This is a genomic window from Agrobacterium sp. CNPSo 3708, assembly GCF_028674915.1.
Taxonomy (GTDB): domain Bacteria; phylum Pseudomonadota; class Alphaproteobacteria; order Rhizobiales; family Rhizobiaceae; genus Agrobacterium; species Agrobacterium cavarae.
Genome location: NZ_JAQZSF010000010.1, coordinates 14,166 through 35,172 on the forward strand (window position 1 = coordinate 14,166; position 21,007 = coordinate 35,172).

The window sequence follows — 21,007 nt, forward strand, 5'->3', positions numbered from 1 at the left end:
CGTCCAATCGAACGCGCGGCACCTTAAGCCTGCGGCATTTTTCAAGATCAAACCCTCCAGGTCTTGCCCCGGGTCCTCAGAGCCACATCTTCCGAAGTTAGCCAGATGATCAGAGTGTGAAAGCTGGCGACCAGCCTCTTTATGTTGAGGACTTCCTGGCGGTAGATGCTTGAAAATATTCAGATCGTTACTGCGACAAGAAACAGGAGAAGCTGTATTAGCGTCTACGGTTTATCCGTGACTGGCCTGTAGACCGACGTAACTTCATGCTTAATATTGTGTTGACGACCGGCCTTTTGTTTCCCAGCGCTTGCGCCGTTCTCTTGTCAGCGTGAGATTTGCCTGTAATGAAGCTGTGAAAGCCGGACCTGCGGGGAAATATATGACGACGATCACGGAAGCGAATATCAGACTCGGTATGATTCTGGCTGAAGCGGAAGCACGACAGTCGTCCATCAGCGCCGAGAAGCTCGAAAGCCGAGACCTCATCCCGCCGACGATCGATAGCGCCATGGCTGTTCAGGCGCTGGCTGTCGGAACGATCGGCAAGGACGTCGCCGGCTGGAAGCTTGGTCTGAACAATGGTCGCCCGGTCGCCGCCCCTCTGCTCGATCTTTATGACGAGGTGCAGGACAGCACGCTGACAGTCCCGAAGCCCGGTGCCGTCGGCATCGAAATCGAAGTCTGCTTCGTGCTTGCCGAGGATCTGCCCGCGCTGCCGCTCGGCGAGACCTATACGCGTGAGACGATCCTGAAAGCGGTCGAATCCATCAATCTCGGCGCAGAGTTCGTCAGCTATCGGTTGACGGAAGAAAACCGCGTGCCCTTTCCGCTGTTTCTCGCCGACAGGCTTGCCAACCATTCCTTCGTCCTCGGACCGGCGATCGAAGCATCCGTCATGGAAGCCCTTGCCCTTCAGGATCCGAACCTGCCGCCGCTCATGGTCGAGGCGGAAGAAGACGTTCTCTTCGGCGCCATCCCGGCGCATCCGCAAATGGACCCGGTTGGACCTCTCCTCGCTTACGCCAATGCGCAGAACGATCACTTAGGCGGGTTGAAGCGTGGTCAGGTGATCACCACCGGAAGCCTGTGCGGGATGATCCGCCTTGGCGAAGCGACGCGGATCACCGCTCGCTGGGAAGGAATCGGCGGGATGGACATCCAGCTGCCTGGCTGAGACCCCTACGGCATCCGCCCAAAATCGGAGACGATTTTGGGAAAGCAGAATGCACTAGCTCAAAGCAGACAGAGCGCACCCATTCTCTATGGGCGCGCTCCTGAGCCTTGATCTTAAACGTCACCGGGCTTTCAGGACGATGCTGCGACGATTACCACAGCTTCACGTGACGGTTGACGTCCTTGTAGAGAAGATAGCGGAAACGGCCTGGGCCACCGGCGTAGCAGGCCTGCGGGCAGTAAGCACGAAGCCACATGAAGTCGCCCGCTTCGACTTCCACCCAATCATCGTTGAGGCGATAGACCGCCTTGCCTTCGAGCACGAAAAGGCCGTGCTCCATGACGTGAGTTTCCATGAAAGGAATGGTCGCGCCGGGTTCGAAGGTGACGATGTTGAGATGCATGTCGTAACGGCCATCCGCCGGATCGATGAAGCGGGTGGTTGCCCACTTGCCGTCGGTGTCCGGCATGGCGGAGAGTTCATGCTCGTCTTCATGCGTGAAGATGGCTGGCGGCAACTCAAGTCCTTCGACCTTGTCGAAAACCTTGCGAACCCAGTGGAATTTCGCAGCCGAGCCGCCCTTGGCTCGCAGCGACCATTGGCTTCCCGCCGGGATGTAGGCAAACGAGCCCGAGCGAAGAGCGTGCTCCTGGCCTTCGAAGGTGATCGTCATCTCGCCATCGACCATGAAGATCGCCGCCTGGGCGCGCGCATCCGGCTCCGGCTTGTCGCTTCCACCGCCCGGCTGCACTTCCATGATATACTGTGCGAAAGTCTCGGAGAATCCGGTCATCGGCCGGGCGATGATCCAGGCGCGCGTATCGGTCCAGTGCGGCAACACGCTGGTGACGATGTCGGACATGACCCGCTTTGGAATGACCGCATAGGCGGTGGTGAACACCGCTTTGCTGGAAAGCAGCTCCGTCTGCCCTGGCAACCCGCCAAAATCAGAGTAGTAACGCTTCTTTTCCATCATGCACTCCAAAGATTTTATATCGAGCCGCAAGCATCGCGTGGCCTGTTCACAGCTAGGATTACCCCGCAATCGTTCCACTCGCCAGCGCGATTTCCAGACTTCTTCGATTTTTTGAAGCACGGAGATTGCGCCGTGAGATGCGATAGCTCGCTCGCTCGAAGCCGGAAATCTCGTTGCCTCAGATTTTGAAAGGCATGAGCTGCCTCACGCGGCTATCGCGAAAATAAAGCCCTGCCCAGGCGGCAACGCCCACCACCAGACAAACGATCTGAGGAGGGCTCAAAATCTCTCCGACGCGAAAGTGGGTGCAGATCGCGCCGCCGAGAAAGGCTGTCGTCAGAACCGCGCCGATCACCGAGGTGGCCGGGATAGCGTAGAGGACGCCGCAAATCAGCGCGATGATTCCGATGGCGGGCACAAGGTTGGGAGGAAAGCCCGTGGCATCCATCTCCGCCTTCAGCGTCTGTGCCGCAAACAGCCCTGTGTAAGCATCGACAAGCAAAAAAAGAACAACGAGCGCCGAAATGACGCGTCCCGCCCAAACCATCATAATCACCCCCTCAGAAGATAATGTGCCCCGAGATGAAATCTTACAGATTATGGTGAGCGCGACAATCACCAATACTGGGCTTGGATAACTAACAAGCCAAGTATCAAGGGATAATAGGCGCGACCATTTGGAGGGTCGCTGTATTGGTCACACTCGATGACTCAGATCGACGAACATTACTATCGCTCGTCGATCTGAACTAGGACGGCTAAAATAGCCTTACCCTTCTTCTCATCGAAACGGTGAGGTCATTTGGATTTTCAGAGCTTTCTGATCACGCCATAGACAATGTTGTGGTTCTGCCCATGGAAGACCTCGCTCTCAGCAAGGGACGGAGCGATGCTGGCATTGATGATCTTCCACATATCCGCCTTGCTGCGCAGAAGCAGCGTCCAGTTCATGAAGGATTCCATGTAGCCATCGACGGCAATGTCTTCGGCGAAATTGGCGAAGAGGAAGGTGCCGCCGGGTTTGAGCATATCGAGGCATCTATTCGTCAGCTTGATTGCCACCTTATCCGTCAGATAATCATAAAGACCTGCGGCATAGACGAAGTCGAATTGTCCAAGATCGTGGGAGCCGGCAAGAAGATCTTTGACCGAACCGTCGACAGCTTCGACGCACGTGCCGGCAAAGTCGCGCGCAATGGAGCCGATGCTTAAGGGGTCCTGATCGAGAGCAACCCAGCGCTTGATCCCCTTCGAGGCAAGCGCTTGCGAGCGGTTTGCCTCGCGCAAATGACCGGCTGCGATCGTGAGGATCTCGGTCTCCGACCCTTTCTCCTGCGCAATGTCATCGACGTAACGCGTCAGAATATCGCGCCGCTCGCGAACTGCGACGGAGGATGACGCTTCGCGGGTATAGTCATAGAGGGCGGTTCCCAGAGGAGAGGCCGCTGCAAGAGGGTCGGCAACACTGTCGTGGCCGTAGATGAAGTCCAGAAGCTGCGCATCGCCGGAATAACCGCGCGGCTTTTCGAAGGACCATCGGGTAAAGGGATCTTCGAGGAAGTAATCGGCAACAGGATGATGCTGGATGAGCGGCAGAAGCTCAGTCCACACGCTATAGTCGTATTTTCTACGCATTTGATGCAGCCTGCCAGCAACCGCGTGTATTATGGTTGCAGGCGCGCCACCGGCAAGAAACTGTTGGTGTGCCAGGTTGAGAATAAGTGCCACTTCTGCTTCCGCAACAGCAAGATCGCGTTGCGAGTTGCTTTCATTCTGTGTCAGCAGTTCCTTTGAAACTGAATCCGGCGTGACCAGGCTTTGCCCGTCCAGCGCGATACGATTGTTTCGAGCCACTAAGAAATCCCCTTATAAGCCATTGTTAATACTAGATTAATCGGCGGAGTGCCAGCGCGGCACCGACGATTGGAGAAGCAGCGAAGAGGAATTCTTTTCTAGGACTTAACTATTAAGGTATGACTAATGACTAAAATTACGCGAGTAGGATTCAAACAAACTTAATCGGCATGCGAGTATGAATATTGCGCAAGCTTCCCCGTTCCCGCAAAGGGAGAGGACGGACGGTAGGGGGTGAAGCAGACCGAGCATTGGAATTTATCAGGTGAGCATGATCGCTCGCTGAAAATTCGTACAACTTTAGGAACGTGCATGAAGCACAGTTTGGCACATAGTGTGGAGCTCGATCTGCAGGCGGATGCATCTCGCACCGGCGCCGAGACGCTCGTGCGGCAGCACTTCTTCGAAGAGGCCGACGTCAAACGCCGAGTGGCAATCCGTAAGGGTCTTTGGGTTGCCGTTCTGATCTATCTGCTGTTTTCAGTCACAGATGTGCTTCTCGTTCCGGATGTCTCCGTTCACACGACATTTGCTCGCTTCGTCGTTGGCATTGCTGCCCTGCTGATCCTGGAAACCCAGGTGAGAGTGGAAACGAGAACCGACCTCATGGATGTGACCTGCGCTGCGGCGCTGGTCTGCGGTTATCTTGGCTGGCTGCTGCCTGCGATGATGACGGCCTACACCATCAACATGTCCTACTACATGGTCTTCGGCGCGATCTTCATGATGGGCGCGAACCTGTTTTTCACCTTCAACTTTGCGCTCTCGCTGTTTGCGTCCGGCGTCATCCTCGTGATCTTTTTCGTGGCGCTGAGCTCCCTGCACAAGGACATCTATTATCAGATCGCGTTCGGCACCTTCTATCTCGCCTGCTTCAGCTTCACCTCCTATGTGAACTGGCGCCTCAATCGGGAGCGCACCCGCGTCTTCGTAAGCACTGTCGAGGCGAAGGTTCGCCAGCGTGAGGCCGACGATCGCGGCGAAGCCTTGTTAAGGCTTTCCAATACCGACCCGATGACCGGCGTTGCCAACAGGCGCGCTGTCGACGCACATTTGCGCCGCCTCTGGAGCGACTGGATCACCTCGAAGCGGAGTTTCGCGGTCTTTCTTATCGACGTCGATTTCTTCAAGAAATACAACGATTATTACGGTCATCAGGAGGGCGATCGCTGTCTCGTCCAGGTTGCCCATACACTCCAGGCAGCAATGAGCGACTACGATGCCGTGGTGGGGCGCTATGGTGGAGAAGAGTTCATCACGCTGATGCGCTATAAAACGCATCAGGAGATCGAACAGGTTGCCGAGCTTCTCCGCCGCACGGTCGAAAATCTTTGTCTCGCTCATGAACGCCGACGCGATGGCACCTCCGTCATCACCGTTAGCGTTGGGGTATCCTATGCACGCCCGATCCCGATGTCGAAACTAGAGCGCGTGATCCACGAGGCCGACCGGGCGCTCTATCTTGCCAAGGAAAGCGGGCGCAACCGGATCAAGCTCTTCGACCCCGACGATCCACTGACCAGCGACGATACGGAAAATGTCGCCGCCCTGTTGGATATTGCCATTCAGCAGGATCTCGTTTCATTGGTCTATCAGCCGATCCGCAGCCTCGTGACCGATCGTGTCCAGGCGGCCGAAGCCCTGATGCGCCTCAGACTGCTGGACGGCACGCAGGTTCCCCCCAGCATCTTCATCCCCATAGCGGAGCGGATCGGCAAGATTACCGATCTCGGCCTTTGGGCGATCCGAACCGCCTGCCAGCAGATGCTGCAAACCGGCAAGGTGCAGGTCGTCAGCGTCAACGTCTCCCCCATCCAGCTCAAGCGCCCGGGTTTTGCCACCTCAGTCGCTGCCATTTTGGGAGAACTCGGAATTTCAGGCGGGCAACTGGCTCTCGAAATCACCGAAGGTCTCGAGATGGACATGGATTCGGACGTCCTGCGCTGCATCAGCGATCTGAGGATGCTCGGAATCAAGATGTGGCTGGACGATTTCGGCACTGGCTTTGCCGGTCTCTCCTGGCTGAGACTGATCGATTTCGACACCGTCAAGGTCGACAAGTCCTTCCTGCATGACGGCGCGACGCCTCGGGGCCGAATGATGTTGAAGGACATCATCGGCCTCATCCGCAACCGCGGACCTAAAATCCTGGTCGAGGGTGTGGAGACCGTCGAGCAATTGGACCTGATGCACCAGTTCCGGATCGACCACGTACAAGGCTACTTCGTCGGCCGCCCAGTCACTGCCGATGCCTTCGAGGTGTCGGGGGCGAATGGCGTGAAGGGTGCGCGATAGTCCGGATCTTTTTGCTTCGAGCCCGTCATAGCGACCTTAGTTGTGGCGACGTCTATCGCCCTCAGTCCAACACGAGCACCTGGCTCCAATAAGACACAAAGGCCGGCTGCCTGTCAGGGCAGCCGGCCTTCTTACTTTCAATCCGCTATTCTAGCGACCCACTCTCAGTCGCCAGCGCCGGGTACCTCGTGAGCATCCCGCTCACCGATGATGATGGCGCGCTTGCCGACATGGTTGGCAGGACCGACGATGCCCTCCTGCTCCATCCGCTCCACCAGCGATGCCGCGCGGTTGTAGCCGATCGACAGGCGACGCTGGATATAGGAGGTCGAGCACTTCTTGTCGCGCAGCACCACCTTCACGGCCTTCTCGTAAAGGTCGGCCGTATCGTCTTCGGCCATAGCGGTCTTGTCGAAGACGGCGCTGTCCTCATCCTCGCCTTCATCGGCCTCGTCGGCATCTTCCGTTACCGTGCCAAGATATTCCGGACGACCTTGCGTCTTCAGATGCGCGACAACTTTTTCGACTTCCTCGTCGGAGACGAAGGGTCCGTGAACACGGGCGATGCGTCCGCCGCCCATCATGTGCAGCATGTCGCCCTGGCCGAGAAGATGTTCAGCACCCTGTTCGCCCAGGATCGTGCGGCTATCGATCTTCGAGGTGACCTGGAAGGAAATACGCGTCGGGAAGTTGGCCTTGATCGTGCCCGTAATGACATCGACCGAGGGACGCTGCGTTGCCATGATCAGGTGGATACCGGCAGCACGCGCCATCTGTGCCAGGCGCTGGATCGCGCCTTCGATTTCCTTGCCAGCCACCATCATCAGGTCGGCCATCTCGTCGACGATGACGACGATGTACGGCATGGCCGTGAGGTCCATTTCCTCCTGCTCGTAGACTGCCTCGCCCGTTGCGCGGTCGAAACCGGTCTGGACGTTGCACATCACCGTCTCGCCCTTGGCGCGAGCAGCGGCAGCGCGCGCATTGTAGCCGTCGATGTTGCGAACGCCGAGGCGCGACATCTTGCGATAGCGATCCTCCATCTCGCGCACCGCCCATTTCAGCGCCATGACGGCCTTCTTCGGATCGGTGACGACGGGAGTCAGGAGATGCGGAATACCGTCATAGACGGAAAGCTCGAGCATCTTGGGATCCACCATGATCAGGCGGCATTCTTCCGGCTTCAACCGGTAGAGCAGCGAGAGGATCATGGTGTTGATGGCAACGGACTTGCCCGATCCGGTTGTGCCCGCCACCAGTAGGTGGGGCATCTTGGCGAGCTCGGCCACCACCGGCTCGCCGCCAATGGTCTTGCCAAGGCAGAGCGCCAGGTTCATCCGCGTATCGGCGTAGTCGTGGGATTCGATCAGTTCGCGGAAGTAGACGGTCTCGCGCACCGGGTTTGGCAATTCGATGCCGATAACGTTGCGGCCAGGAATAACCGCCACGCGGGCCGATAGCGCCGACATGGAGCGAGCAATATCATCCGACAGGCCGATGACACGCGACGACTTGACGCCCGGGGCTGGCTCGAATTCATAAAGCGTCACGACGGGGCCGGGGCGCACATCGATGATCTCGCCCTTGATGCCGAAATCTTCCAGCACGCTTTCCAGAAGCCCTGCGCTCTGCTCCAACGCTTCCGGCGTCATTGTCGTCGTCTGCTGCACCTGCGGTGGCTGCAGAAGGTCGATTGGCGGATACTCATATTCGCCTTCCCCGAAGACAGGTGCATCGAGGAACATTGGCTGATTGTTGCGGGCAACCGTGCGGATCTCGCGGCGCGGCGACGGCGCCTCAATCGCAACCGGTTCGACAATATCGACTACAGGGACGGCCTCATCGACCAGCGTCGCCTCGACGATCTCTTCCGGCTCGGATTGGGCCGGCTGATAGCCACGAATGCCGACTTCGCGATAGAGCGAGACGGCCGATCCGTTCAAATCGGCCGATGCCGGCATGGAAGGCAGGCTTGGCCGGGGCTGCTGGCGAATGACGACAGGCTCGACCGCGCGTGGCTGGCGCAAGAGAGGAACACGGATGGGGGCCGGCTGCTGCTCAACTGCGGTGAGTTTCGTTGCGGCCAGACGCTGCGCCTTCAGCCTTGCCAGTTCAGACAGGCGCATGGGCTGACGGTCCGGCGCAATCGTGCCCTCGACGTCAAGGTTCATGACTTCCCAGAACATGTCGTCGGAAAGATGGGCGGCGAAGGCTGGCACGTCGAGCGTGGGCTTGTGCTGGTGCTCTGCCGGGAAGCAGGCCACATCGATCTGTTCGGCGGCACCGGTCTCGCGCCTCGCTTCGATCGCGGCTGGCTGAACCGGGGCTTCCACCGATGTACCGGCTTCGGCCTGCTGCATTAGTTCCTGCTGCTGGCGCAATGCCAGTTCGCGACGCAGACGATAGCTGAGAGCCCTGGCACCCGTGGCACCTGGCGGCTGCGGCAGCACTGCAGGCTTTGCGATGCGGCGCTCCACCGGCGCCGACTGTTTCTCAGTTGAAGTCGCAGACGCATGGGCGGCATCTTCAACCACGGGAGATTCTCCCTCGCCCTGTTCGGCTGATTGCTCTGCGACGATGTCTTCACCGGCAGCGTTCTTCCTGGAGAAGATGCTCTGCGGTGTGCGGGAAAAGCGCACATTCGGGCCGAGCGTGAACGCATTCTGCCAGCCGGGCATATCCGGGCGGCCTTCAATCGCATTGGCAGCGATCTGATCGGCGTTACGACCCACGGCGGCGCGCTCAGCCCTCGTCAAGCTTTGCGCCGGCACGTCCGGGATTTGGGGATGCTGAACCATGTTGTCTGCCGATTCAGCCTCTCCCCCCTCTATCGCATTGCCTGGATTATTAAAATTGGATCGGGGAAAACGCATGACAGCCTGTACACTCATCATAAACGGACAATTGGCACAGCAACTGAGATAAAAAATAAAGGTTAACCACCTATTGCTAAAGCGGCCGAACTCGCGAATTTCAACAGAGTTAAAGCTGGCTGTGGCGACCGTGCCACGCAATTCAGTACTTTCCCCCTCGCCGTTTTATCCAGCAGCCGACACGGTGTTTTTTGCAATCCTCAGTAAGGGGGCCTGCCGACCTCCCTCTCCCCAATTCATCGCGCTTCATAACAACAAACTGAACACCGGTGACTTTACAACTGACATGTTAATGTCTTATCACATCTCCATCAGTTTTGGAGGAGCATGGACGTGACTGGTAAATTCGGCCTCTCGGCAGCGTTGACGACACCCTTTATGCAAGATGGAACGATTGCCATAGATGCAATGATCAAGCAGGCCGAGCGCGCCTTGTCGTCGGGTTGCGACAGCATCACCCTTTTCGGCACCACCGGCGAAGGTAGCTCGATCGGCACCCGTGAGCGGGCCGATATCCTCGCCTCATGCCTGAGTGCCGGTATCTCGCCGAAAAATATCGTCGTCGGCGTTCTGGTCGACTCGGCGCAGGATGCTGCCGACCAGGCCTTTGCCGCCCTCGACGCCGGCGTGCGTAACATCCTCCTTGCCCCTCCTTCCTATTTCAAGAATGTCAGCGATGACGGTCTGTTCGACTGGTTCTCTTCGGTGTTCTCGCAGATCGGATCCACCGCGCGCGACATCCTCGTCTACAATATTCCGTCGGTGACGATGGTGACGCTGTCGGTCGAGCTTGTCGGTCGCCTGAAGCAGGCTTTTCCCGGTATCGTCGTTGGCGTCAAAGACTCATCCGGCAACTGGCCGCATACGGAACGGCTTCTAAAGGAGCATGGCGATCTGATCATCCTCATCGGCGACGAGCGCCATCTGGCCCAGGGCGTTCGTATGGGCGGTCAGGGTGCGATCTCCGGCTGCGCCAACTTCTTACCCGCTGAAATTCGCGCCATGGCGGTCGAGGGCAAGGATGACAAGCGTGTGCAAGACCTCGTCGTCGAGCTGCTGAAGTTCCCGGTGACGCCTGCGGTGAAGGTGCTTGTCTCCTACGTGACCGGCGAGACGATCTGGCACACTGTGCGTCCACCGCTGGTCTCCATTTCCGCAGAAGATCGTAAAAAGATCGAAGCGGCATTCGGGTCGCTCTTCAGCAAACAGGCGGCTTGAAAGGGATCGTAAATGGATGATGTGGCCGAACAGACGACGTTGAGAGAGAAGGCGTATGAGAGCTTTACGCACCATCTCCTCGCGCGTGACGTCCGGCCCGGTCAGTTTATTTCCCAGCGTCGGCTCGTAGAGATGACAGGGCTGCCTCTCGGTGCAATCCGCGAGGCAATCCCGCGACTGGAGGCTGAGGGGCTGATCAAGACCGTGCCGCAGCGTGGTCTCCAGGTCGCCCATATCGACATCAACCTCATCCGCGAAGCCTTTCAGTTCCGCATCCTGCTGGAAAAGGAAGCGGTGGCGAATTTCACCCGCACCGCCTCCGACGACGCGATTGCGGCGTTGCTGAAAGACCATCGCGAGATCGCCGAACTTGCCAATAGCGGCAACGGCTCGACCGAACTCGATGCACGCGCCCAGGCCGTGGACTGGGGCATGCATGACGCCTTTATCGACGCGCTCGGCAACTCGATCATCTCGAACGCCTATCGCGTCAATTCGATCAAGATGCGCCTGATCAATCAGGAGCGCTTCCGCATCGCCGGCCATGTCAAATCGGTCATGGCCGAGCACCTTGCCATCATCGAGGCCATTCAACGACGCGATGTCGACGAAGCGGTCGAGAGACTGGTTGCCCATATTCGCAGCGCGAGGGATAGAGCACTCGCGGTTTGAGAGATCACCATAAAGCCGGGATGAGGAGATCCCGGCGTCAAGAGGAGGACTTCATGACACATTCATTTATGAGCCCAACGCGCCGCGCCTTCCTGGCCGGCACGGCGGCCCTTGGCGGCGCAGCCATGTTCGGTGTGCGCTCCGCGTCAGCCGCAGTGGACTGGAAGAAGCATGCCGGCACGACGCTCGAGGTCAACTTGGTCAAGAGCCCGCGCAGCGAAACGCTTCTGAAATACATCAAGGAATTCGAAGAACTGACCGGCATCAAGGTCAATGCCGAGGCGACGCCGGAACAGCAGCAGCGCCAGAAGGTCGTCATCGAACTGTCCTCCGGCAAGCCGAGCTTCGACGTCGTGCACCTGAGCTACCACGTTCAGAAGCGCCAGTTCGAGAAGGGCAAGTGGCTCGCCGATATCAGCGGCTTCATGAAGGACCCTTCGCTGACCGATCCGTCGCTGGTCGAAAGCGATTTTGCCGCGGCCGGCATGCAGTTTGCCAAGGATAGCGACGGCGTCCTGCGCTCGCTGCCATTCTCGGTGGATTACTGGATTCTCTACTGGAACAAGGATCTCTTCGAAGCCAAGGGCCTGAAGTACCCTCAGACCTTCGAGGAACTGGTCGCCGCTGCAGAAGCGATCACCGATCCGTCCACCAACACCTACGGTTTCGTGGCCCGCGGCCTGAAAAACGCCAACACCCCGGTCTGGACCACCCTGATGCTCGGTTACGGCGGCGAGCCGATCACCGATGGCAAGATCAACACCGAGTCCAAGGAAGCGGTAGAAGCGGCCAAGCTCTACCAGCGTCTGATGACCAAGGCCGCACCTCCCGGCGTTTCCGGCTTCAACTGGGCCGAAGCGCAGTCTGCCTTCCTTCAGGGCAAGATCGGCATGTGGCTGGATGGCGTCGGCTTCGCACCGCCGATCGAAAACCCGGAAAAGTCCCGCGTCGTCGGCAAGACTGGCTATGGCGTGATGCCGAAGGGTCCGGCAGCGCAGGCGGCTGGCACATTCGGTGATGGCCTTGGCGTCGTCGAAGCCAGCACAAAGAAGGAAGCGGCCTATCTCTTCTGCCAGTGGGCGATCTCTCACGACATGGGTGCGCGTCTTCTGCAGGCCGGTGCCGGCGTTCCGTTCCGCCAGTCCATCCTCGAAGATGCGAAGGTGCGTGAAGGCGTGAAGATGCCAGCCGAATGGCTGGATGCGGTGGTCGGTTCCGGCAAGGTGTCGAAGCTTGCGCTGCCGGTCATCATTCCGGTGACCGAGTTCCGCGACATCTACGGCGTTGGTCTCACCAACATGATCGGCGGTGCAGATCCCGCCGCAGAACTCAAGAAAGCGACCGAACAGTTCGCACCTGTTCTGGCACGCAGCGAGGGATAATGGTGTCTGTCAGCATCGAACATAATGCAGCGGTGACGAAGGTCGCGCAGGGGAGCAAGCCGCCACGGCTTGCTCCAAATTACTGGCCTTTCGTCATTCCCGCTCTCGTCGTCATTGGCGCCGTGATCGTCTTCCCCTGGGTCTTTACCCTGTGGATGAGCGCGCAACGCTGGACGCTTGGGCAAGAGCAGAGTTTCATCGGTTTCGACAACTACATCCGATTGGCAAGTGATGCGCGGTTCTGGGAATCGCTCTGGCACACGCTGGTCTACACAGTCCTGTCGGTTGTCGCGCCGCTCTTCCTCGGCACCTTGGCTGCCCTTGTGTTCGATGCGCAGTTCCCGCTGCGCGGTTTCCTGCGCGGCGTTTTCGTCATGCCGATGATGGCGACCCCGGTCGCCATCGCGCTGGTCTGGACAATGATGTTCCACCCGCAGCTTGGCGTGCTGAACTATCTTCTGTCTTTCATTGGCATCGGCCCGCTGGAATGGATCTACAACCAGTCCACCGTCATCCCCTCGCTGGTTCTGGTGGAAACCTGGCAGTGGACGCCGCTGGTCATGCTCATCGTTCTCGGTGGTCTGGCAGCCGTTCCGCGCGAGCCCTATGAAAGTGCTGAAATCGACGGCGCCAATGCCTGGCAGAAGTTCCGTTATCTGACCATGCCGATGATCGCACCCTTCCTGATGATTGCCGTCATCATCCGCTCCATCGATGCAGTGAAGAGCTTCGACATCATCTACGCGATGACGCAAGGGGGCCCTGGCACGGCATCGGAAACGATCAACATCTACCTCTACAATACCGCCTTTGCCTATTACGACATCGGCTATGCCTCGGCCATGGCCGTCGTCTTCTTCATCGTCATCATCGCGCTCTCCTTCGTTCTTCTGATGGTTCGTGCGCGCACCCAGTGGAACGAGATGGAGGATCGCTGATGTCCCGCAGAAACCTAGACCGCATCGGCCTGTTCTTCATCGCGCTGGTGATGATATCCCCCGTCATCCTGTTTTTCCTCTGGATGATTTCGCTCTCGCTGAAATTCGAGATCGATAACGGCGCCTATCCGCCGATCCTCATCCCTGAGCGCTTCGCCTGGTCGAACTATGTGAAGGTGTTCGAGGAAAACAACTTCTTCCTGTATTTCTGGAACTCCGTGCTGGTCACGGGCGCCGCCACCATTCTTGCGCTGGTGATCGGCGTTCCGGCAGGCTACGGCATTGCGCGGCTGAAGGCGGAAAAAGCAGCGATCGTCATCATGATAGCGCGCATGACGCCTGGCCTTTCCTTCCTCATTCCGCTGTTTCTTCTGTTCCAATGGCTGAACCTGCTTGGCACGCTCTGGCCGCAGATCATCATCCACCTGGTGGTGACGGTTCCGATCGTCGTCTGGATCATGATCGGCTATTTCGAGACGACCCCGAAGGAACTGGAAGAGGCGGCGAGCATCGACGGTGCGTCGTCCTGGCAGGTGTTTCGCCTCGTGGCGCTGCCCATTGCCAAGCCTGGCATCGTAGTATCCTTCATCCTCGCCGTCATCTTCTCATGGAACAACTTCGTCTTTGGCATTGTGCTGGCCAGTCGCGAAACGCGAACGCTCCCGGTTGCGGTCTACAACATGCTGTCCTTCGAGCAGGTCAGTTGGGGTCCGCTTGCCGCAGCAGCGCTGATCGTCACGCTGCCGGTGCTGTTACTCACCATGTTCGCACAAAAGCAGATCGTCGCAGGCCTTACCGCTGGCGCCGTCAAGGGCGGCTGATCCGACCGATCGCTGCAATGGCTTTTATTACAGGATAATCATCATGGCACCCGTCAATATCCAGAATGTCCAGAAGCGCTTCGGCGCCGTCAATGTCATCCACGGTATCGATATCGATATTCGTGACGGAGAATTCGTCGTTCTGGTCGGCCCGTCCGGCTGCGGCAAATCCACCCTGCTTCGCATGATCGCCGGTCTCGAAGAGCTGAGCGACGGCGAAATCCATATCGGTGCACGCGAGGTGAGCCACCTGCCGGCACGTGACCGCGATATCGCCATGGTTTTCCAGAACTACGCCCTCTATCCGCACATGACCGTCGCCGAGAACATGGGCTTTGCCCTGAAGCTCAAGAAGGTCGATGCCGCCGTGACGAAGGCCAAGGTGGACAAGGCCGCTGGCATTCTTGGACTGGAAAAACTGCTGGATCGCTACCCGCGCCAGCTCTCCGGCGGTCAGCGCCAGCGCGTTGCCATGGGCCGTGCCCTGGTGCGCGATCCGCAGGTGTTCCTCTTCGACGAGCCGCTCTCCAACCTGGATGCCAAGCTGCGAGTGCAGATGCGCGGCGAGATCAAGTCCATGCATCAGCGCATCGGCACCACCACGATCTATGTGACGCATGACCAGGTCGAAGCCATGACCATGGCCGACAAGATCGTCGTGCTTCATGACGGCATCATCGAGCAGATCGGTGCGCCACTCGAACTTTACGACCGCCCAGCCAATCTCTTCGTCGCCGGCTTCATCGGTTCGCCGGCCATGAACTTCATTCGCGGCCGTGTCGAGGAAGGCGTTTTCCGTACCGCCAAGGGCCTGACGCTGCCTCTGCCGCCAACAGCCAATCCCGCAACGCTTGGCGGGCGTGACCTCGTCTACGGCATCCGCCCCGAGCACATTCGCGCTGCCGAAACCGGCATCGAGGGACGGGTGGAGCTGGTGGAAGGCACCGGCTCGGAAATCTATGCCAAGCTGAATTGCAATGGCGAAGACATTGCCTGCCTCTTCCGCGAGCGCCTGGATATCCGTTTTGGCGATACGGTTCGTGTTGCCATCGATCCCGATTCGGTGCACCTGTTCGATAAGGAAACCGGCAAGCGAATCTGAGCATCGATGCAAAGCGAGAAAAAAGATGAGGGCCACGGCCGCCACGTGCTCTGCGTCGGCGCGGCCGTGCTGGACACGCTGTTTCGCGTGCATGACATGCCGACGGGGCAAGGTAAGGTTCTGCCTTACGACATGCTGCAGATTGCCGAGGGCATGGCATCGAGCGCTGCCTACACCGTCCACCGCATGGGCGGTCGCGCAAGCCTATGGGGCGCTGTTGGCGATGACGAGACGGGCGCGCGCATTCTGCGCGACCTGTCGGAGAGCGGAATCGATACGTCCGGCATGACAGTCGCCAAGGGTGCGCGCTCTGCGCTCTCCACCATCCTGATCGATGACCGGGGCGAGCGACTGATCGTCCCCTTCTACGATCACAGGCTGCACGAGAACAAACGCTCCTGCACGAAAGCCGATATCGCGCCCTTCGATGCCGTTCTTGTGGACGTCCGCTGGCCCGAACTCGCCCTTGATGTGCTGACCGTTGCGCGACAACTTGGCAAACCCGCCATTCTGGACGGAGATGTTGCGCCGGTGGAAACGTTGGAGAAGCTCGCACCCGCTGCAAGCCACATCATCTTTTCCGAGCCCGCAGCGGAACGGCTGACCGGCCTTTCCGATGTTTCGGCGATGGTTTCGGTTCTCCATGCGCGCTACCCGGAGACATTCATTTCTGTCACCGCCGGGCCTTCAGGATGCTATTGGACGGAAGCCGGCGACCCGACCATCCATTTTCAGTCGACCATGGCCATCGAAGCGGTGGACACGCTCGCCGCCGGCGACGTGTTTCATGGAACCTTTGCCTTGGCTGTGGCGGAACGGATGGAGAGCCGTGCCGCCATCCAGCTGTCGTCCGTGGCGGCAGCGTTGAAGTGTCAGGTTTTCGGTGGGCGAACAGGCACGCCGACGCGGGCCGAAGCGGAAGCGGCGATGACCGCCTGGTTGGCTGAGGCCGCCCCTCAAAGCTGAGGAGCGGCCTAATTTTTGATATCAACCCGCCAAGACCGCCAGCAGCAGCAGCGCCACGATATTGGTGATCTTGATAGCCGGATTGACTGCGGGACCAGCCGTATCCTTGTAAGGGTCACCCACCGTATCGCCGGTAACGGATGCCTTGTGGGCGTCCGAGCCTTTGACATGGCGCACGCCATCCTTGTCGACGAAGCCGTCTTCGAAGCTCTTCTTGGCGTTATCCCAGGCACCGCCGCCCGAGGTCATGGAAATTGCAACAAAGAGGCCGTTGATGATGACGCCGAGCAGCGAGGCGCCGAGGGCTGCAAAGGCAGACGCCTTGGAGCCGGAAATCAGCAGCACGCCGAAATAGACGACGATCGGTGCCAGCACCGGCAGCAGCGACGGGATGACCATTTCGCGGATGGCTGCCTTGGTCAGCAGGTCCACGGCCTTGCCGTAATCCGGCTTTTCCGTGCCCTGCATGATGCCGGGCTTTTCGCGGAACTGGCGGCGAACCTCCTCCACGATGGAGCCGGCCGCCTTGCCGACGGCGGTCATGGCAATACCACCGAAGAGATAGGGGATCAGACCGCCGAAGATCAGACCCGCCACCACGTAAGGGTTGGAGAGGCTGAAGGAAATCTCGCCGACATCCTGGAAGTAGGGATAGGTTGCGCCGTTCGCCGCGAAGTAGGCAAGGTCGTTGGAATACGCCGCAAACAGAACGAGGGCGCCGAGACCGGCCGAGCCGATGGCATAGCCCTTGGTCACGGCCTTGGTGGTGTTACCGACTGCGTCGAGCGCGTCGGTGGCCTTGCGCACATCCGGGTCGAGACCCGCCATTTCGGCAATGCCGCCGGCATTGTCCGTCACCGGGCCAAAGGCATCGAGCGCAACGATCATGCCGGCAAGACCGAGCATCGCGGTAACCGCGATGCCCGTACCGAACAGGCCCGCCAACTGGTATGTGGAGATGATGCCCCCAACGATGACGATGGCGGGGAGTGCTGTCGATTCAAGCGAGACCGCAAGCCCCTGGATGACGTTGGTGCCGTGGCCGGTGACCGACGCCTGAGCGATGGAGTTGACCGGACGCTTGTTGGTGCCGGTATAGTATTCGGTGATCACGACGATCAGTGCCGTTACCAGGAGGCCGAGAAGGCCGCAGAAGAACAGGTTAGTGCCGGTGATGTCCATGCCGGCAACGGTTCCGATAGAACCCCAGCCGATGGTGAGCGAGGTTGCGACCGCAAGTCCAGCAATCGAGAAGATGCCGGTGGCAATCAGGCCCTTATAGAGCGCGCCCATGATCGAATTGTTGGTGCCGAGTTTGACGAAGAAGGTCCCGGCAATCGACGTCAGGATGCAGACGCCGCAGATGGCGAGCGGATAGAGCATGGCGTTTTCCAGCACCGGCGCTCCGGCAAAGAAGATGGCCGCTAGAACCATCGTCGCCACCACGGAAACCGCGTAGGTTTCGAAGAGGTCGGCGGCCATGCCTGCGCAGTCGCCAACATTATCGCCGACATTGTCGGCAATGGTGGCCGGGTTGCGCGGATCGTCTTCCGGGATACCAGCCTCGACCTTGCCGACGAGGTCACCGCCGACATCCGCACCCTTGGTGAAAATGCCGCCACCAAGACGGGCGAAGATCGAGATCAGCGATGCGCCGAATCCGAGCGAGACCAGCGCATCGATCACGTCGCGCGAGCCGGCTGGGTGGCCGAGCACCGAGGTTAGGATGAAATAATAGATGGAGACGCCGAGCAGTGCCAGGCCAGCAACAAGCATGCCGGTGATGGCGCCGGACTTGAAGGCGATATCGAGACCGGCTGCGAGGCTGTGGGATGCGGCTTGGGCCGTGCGAAGATTGGCCCGCACCGAAACATGCATGCCGACGAAACCGGCAGCACCGGAAAGAACGGCTCCAATGACGAAACCGACTGCGGCTTCCGGAGAGAGAAGAATCCACGCAGCGATCGTGACGATGATACCGACGATTGCGATGGTCAGATATTGACGTGCGAGATAGGCCTGAGCCCCCTCGCGAATATAGCCTGCTATTTCACGCATGCGCTCGTTGCCTTGATCGGCGTCCAGAACGCTCTTCGTTGCCCAAATCGCATAAGCGATCGATAGGACACCGCATAAAATTACCAATGCAATGACGGTCATTCGCACTTACCTCCCATTGTGCCGGTTCGTCACATTTCCCCGGCGGGCGAAACCACATGCGGGGCGTGAGGCGCAGAACGCCTTACACCAGGATGAGCCATTTCATCCCCTCCCCGGGAAGAATGGCTTGCGGTGGCAAGATTGCGTTGCGATGACGCGTCGCGTCAAGCCCGAAGATCACGTGCTGGTGCGTATGGTTCTGATTCAGACCACTTTTTGCGTCCGGCTGAAAATCAATGTCAGCACAAGGATGATGCAAAAACCGGCAACTGGCCAGATGACGAGGTTCATCACCGACCAGCCCCAGGCGGTGAAGACCTGCCCTGACGAGAAGGACGAAAGCGCAACCGTGCCGAAGAGGATGATGTCGTGAAATCCCTGCACCTTGTCCGCTTCATGCGGCCGGTAGCTGGAGGATACGATCGAGGTTGCGCCGATGAATCCGAAGTTCCACCCTGCCCCGAGCAGGATCAGTGCCAGCCAGAAGTTCCAGAGTTCGACGCCCATATGGGCGACGATGGCGCAGGCCATGAGTATGACGAGGCCCGCGGCCACCACCTTCTCCGCGCCGAAGCGGGCAATCAGGACACCGGTAAAAAAGCTTGGCCCGAACATCGCAAGCACGTGCCATTGTATTCCAAGCGTTGCCAGTTCGCTCGGAAAGCCGCAGCCGATGACCATGGCAAGCGGCGCGCCTGTCATCATGAAGGTCATCAGGGCATAGGAGCCGATGCCGCAGATCATGCCAGTGATGAAGCGGCGGGTGGCTATGATCTCGAAGAGCGGCCGAGCCGGAGCACTAGACACCGTCTGCTTCAACTCCGGCAGCTTCAGAAAACACAAGATCCCACCCGCCAGAAGTCCAAGCGGCACGAGCGCAATGAATGTGCCTGCGAAAGTAACCGGAGCAAGGACATCCTTACCGAAAATCGCAAGCTGGGGGCCGACAATGGCAGAGACAACACCGCCCGCAAGAATCCAGGAAATGGCCTTCGGCTTATAGAAGGAGGGCGAGGCATCGGCCGCTGCGAAACGGATTTTCTGGGTGAAGCCGCCAGCAAGACCGATGAGCATCAAGCCGAGCGCGAAGAGCCAGAAATCCATCCGAAAGAGTGCGACGGCAGCCAGCGCGCCGCCGGTCGAACACAGAAGCGCTCCCAGAATGAAGCCTGCTTTGCGCCCGAGAAAACGAGCGGCAAGTGCAACCGCCACGGCACCGAGGGCAACACCGATGTTGAAGCCGGTAAGCGGCGCCGTCGCCAGGGATTTGTCGGCTCCAAGGAGTTGGTAACCCGCAAGCGCACCCACCGAAAAACTCAACGGTCCGGCGGAACCGAGAATGGCCTGTGCAAGGGTGAGGAGGAAAACGTTGCGCCTGGCCTCAGACAATTGGCCTTCCAGGCCCGCAACCGATACCGCGCTCATCTCGTCCCCACCTTCCCAATCGGAGTATGTCCCGCAAAGACTATAATGCGGCTTGCTGGCCAGCCTTGCGGGAAATCAAAAAGTGAGGGCGTGAAACTTAACGCTTGGTCTCGCCGCGAACCTGCTTTGCGATACGATCAAGAACCGCGTTGACGAGCTTCGGCTCGTCATTTTCGAAGAACGCGCGGGCGATCTCGACATATTCGGTGACGACCACTGCAACCGGCACGTCCTTACGCTCGAGGATTTCGAAGGCGCCAGCGCGCAAGATAGCGCGAACGGTGGTGTCGAGGCGCGACAGCGGCCAGTCTTCCTGAAGTGCGGAACGCACCAGCGGGTCGATCTTCGTCTGGTCGCGCACGACGCCTGAAACGATCGAGCGGAACCAGGACGGGTCGGCCTTCAGATAGGTCTCGCCATCCACTTCCTTGCCAAGGCGGTGCGCCTCATATTCGGCAACCACTTCCATGACGCCGGTACCGCCGACATCCATCTGGTAGAGCGCCTGTACCGCCGCAAGGCGGGCAGCGCCACGCTGGTTGACGGGCTTGATGGAAGGCTGACGCGGCTCTGCGCCGTTTTCGACACTCGTCATCCGATCAACCACCCAGCTTCTTTTTCAACTCGATCATGGTCAGCGCGGCACGTGCGGCAAAACCGCCCTTGTCCTTGTCGGAACGACGAACGCGCGCCCAGGCCTGCTCGTCGTTTTCGACGGTCAGGATGCCATTGCCGATGGCGAGCGACTCGCTGACGGTAAGGTCCATAATAGCGCGGGAGGATTCATTGGCGACGATATCGAAGTGATAGGTTTCACCGCGGATGACCATGCCGAGCGCAACGAAGCCATCATATTCCGTGCCGCCATTGTCTGCGCCGTCGAGCGCCATGGCAATCGCGGAGGGAATCTCCAGCGCGCCCGGAACAGTGATGATGTCATAGGTGGCGCCAGCCTCTTCGAGCGCGAACTTTGCGCCATCGAGCAGGGCATCGGCCATATCGTCATAAAAGCGTGCTTCCACGATGAGAAGATGGGGCTGGGACATGGGGGTTTCCTGAAAATTTGCGCCGGATCATACCGGCTTTTGGGGCGGTCAAACCATGGCTGGCCGCGCTTGGCAAGCATTTTTAATGCAATGCTGCCGCGT

The 21,007-nt window shown here is 59.1% G+C and carries 17 protein-coding genes; 9 read left to right on the forward strand and 8 right to left on the reverse strand.

Features of this window, described 5'->3' with window-relative positions; translation table 11 throughout:
- The first annotated feature begins 382 nt into the window (after positions 1–382).
- Entirely contained in the window at positions 383–1,177 is a 795-nt protein-coding gene (locus PVA19_RS20005; RefSeq protein WP_062423505.1) for a hypothetical protein, read from the forward strand.
- Between the two features lie 151 nt (positions 1,178–1,328).
- Here the strand turns inward: PVA19_RS20005 and PVA19_RS20010 are convergent, their stop codons facing one another.
- The 3 genes from PVA19_RS20010 to PVA19_RS20020 form a co-directional block, all read right to left on the reverse strand.
- Positions 1,329–2,150: a bifunctional allantoicase/(S)-ureidoglycine aminohydrolase gene (locus PVA19_RS20010; protein ID WP_062600648.1), complete on the reverse strand. Its 822-nt coding sequence runs from the start codon at positions 2,148–2,150 to the stop codon at positions 1,329–1,331.
- Between the two features lie 181 nt (positions 2,151–2,331).
- Positions 2,332–2,772: a DoxX family protein gene (locus PVA19_RS20015; protein WP_274104031.1), complete on the reverse strand. Its 441-nt coding sequence runs from the start codon at positions 2,770–2,772 to the stop codon at positions 2,332–2,334.
- A 191-nt stretch (positions 2,773–2,963) separates the two neighbouring features.
- Positions 2,964–4,007, reverse strand: a complete 1,044-nt coding sequence (locus tag PVA19_RS20020; RefSeq protein WP_274103944.1) for a class I SAM-dependent methyltransferase — start codon at positions 4,005–4,007, stop codon at positions 2,964–2,966.
- 312 nt (positions 4,008–4,319) lie between these two features.
- On the opposite strand from PVA19_RS20020, the gene PVA19_RS20025 reads away from it, so the two are divergent.
- Complete coding sequence (locus tag PVA19_RS20025) at positions 4,320–6,302, forward strand: putative bifunctional diguanylate cyclase/phosphodiesterase (protein ID WP_274103945.1); 1,983 nt, start codon at positions 4,320–4,322, stop codon at positions 6,300–6,302.
- Between the two features lie 164 nt (positions 6,303–6,466).
- Here PVA19_RS20025 and PVA19_RS20030 read toward each other — a convergent pair whose 3' ends face one another.
- Complete coding sequence (locus tag PVA19_RS20030; protein WP_443111651.1) at positions 6,467–9,100, reverse strand: DNA translocase FtsK; 2,634 nt, start codon at positions 9,098–9,100, stop codon at positions 6,467–6,469.
- A 408-nt stretch (positions 9,101–9,508) separates the two neighbouring features.
- Between PVA19_RS20030 and PVA19_RS20035 the strand changes: the two genes are divergently transcribed.
- Genes PVA19_RS20035 through PVA19_RS20065 form a run of 7 tightly spaced genes read left to right on the forward strand, consistent with a single transcriptional unit; the run spans position 9,509 to position 16,274 of the window.
- Positions 9,509–10,393 carry a dihydrodipicolinate synthase family protein gene (locus PVA19_RS20035; RefSeq protein ID WP_113326550.1) on the forward strand — a complete coding sequence of 295 codons (885 nt, stop codon included), beginning with the start codon at positions 9,509–9,511 and terminating at the stop codon, positions 10,391–10,393.
- A 12-nt stretch (positions 10,394–10,405) separates the two neighbouring features.
- Positions 10,406–11,065: a GntR family transcriptional regulator gene (locus tag PVA19_RS20040; protein ID WP_062423510.1), complete on the forward strand. Its 660-nt coding sequence runs from the start codon at positions 10,406–10,408 to the stop codon at positions 11,063–11,065.
- A gap of 53 nt (positions 11,066–11,118) precedes the next feature.
- The gene (locus PVA19_RS20045; protein WP_113326034.1) at positions 11,119–12,447 is read left to right on the forward strand and encodes an ABC transporter substrate-binding protein; all 1,329 of its coding nucleotides are present in this window, start codon (positions 11,119–11,121) and stop codon (positions 12,445–12,447) included.
- Complete coding sequence (locus PVA19_RS20050) at positions 12,447–13,385, forward strand: carbohydrate ABC transporter permease (RefSeq protein WP_113179230.1); 939 nt, start codon at positions 12,447–12,449, stop codon at positions 13,383–13,385. The genes PVA19_RS20045 and PVA19_RS20050 overlap by 1 nt, the downstream gene beginning before the upstream one ends.
- A complete protein-coding gene (locus PVA19_RS20055; protein WP_062423513.1) occupies positions 13,385–14,206 on the forward strand; it encodes a carbohydrate ABC transporter permease in 822 nt (273 codons plus the stop codon). Before PVA19_RS20050 ends, PVA19_RS20055 begins: the two co-directional genes overlap by 1 nt.
- A gap of 43 nt (positions 14,207–14,249) precedes the next feature.
- Positions 14,250–15,308 carry an ABC transporter ATP-binding protein gene (locus tag PVA19_RS20060; RefSeq protein ID WP_274103946.1) on the forward strand — a complete coding sequence of 353 codons (1,059 nt, stop codon included), beginning with the start codon at positions 14,250–14,252 and terminating at the stop codon, positions 15,306–15,308.
- Positions 15,309–15,314: 6 nt separating this feature from the next.
- On the forward strand, positions 15,315–16,274 hold the full coding sequence (locus PVA19_RS20065; RefSeq protein WP_274103947.1) for a sugar kinase: 960 nt from the start codon (positions 15,315–15,317) through the stop codon (positions 16,272–16,274).
- 21 nt (positions 16,275–16,295) lie between these two features.
- On the opposite strand, the gene PVA19_RS20070 is transcribed toward PVA19_RS20065, so the two are convergent.
- The 4 genes from PVA19_RS20070 to ribH all read right to left on the reverse strand — a co-directional run bounded on the left by PVA19_RS20070 (position 16,296) and on the right by ribH (position 20,905).
- Positions 16,296–18,434, reverse strand: a complete 2,139-nt coding sequence (locus tag PVA19_RS20070; RefSeq protein WP_112359320.1) for a sodium-translocating pyrophosphatase — start codon at positions 18,432–18,434, stop codon at positions 16,296–16,298.
- A gap of 204 nt (positions 18,435–18,638) precedes the next feature.
- Positions 18,639–19,859 (reverse strand): MFS transporter, encoded by a 1,221-nt coding sequence (locus PVA19_RS20075; RefSeq protein ID WP_274103948.1) that lies wholly within the window; start codon positions 19,857–19,859, stop codon positions 18,639–18,641.
- 97 nt (positions 19,860–19,956) lie between these two features.
- Positions 19,957–20,454 carry a transcription antitermination factor NusB gene (gene nusB, locus PVA19_RS20080; protein ID WP_274103949.1) on the reverse strand — a complete coding sequence of 166 codons (498 nt, stop codon included), beginning with the start codon at positions 20,452–20,454 and terminating at the stop codon, positions 19,957–19,959.
- Positions 20,455–20,458: 4 nt separating this feature from the next.
- Positions 20,459–20,905 carry a 6,7-dimethyl-8-ribityllumazine synthase gene (ribH, locus tag PVA19_RS20085; protein WP_062443485.1) on the reverse strand — a complete coding sequence of 149 codons (447 nt, stop codon included), beginning with the start codon at positions 20,903–20,905 and terminating at the stop codon, positions 20,459–20,461.
- Positions 20,906–21,007: the final 102 nt, after the last annotated feature.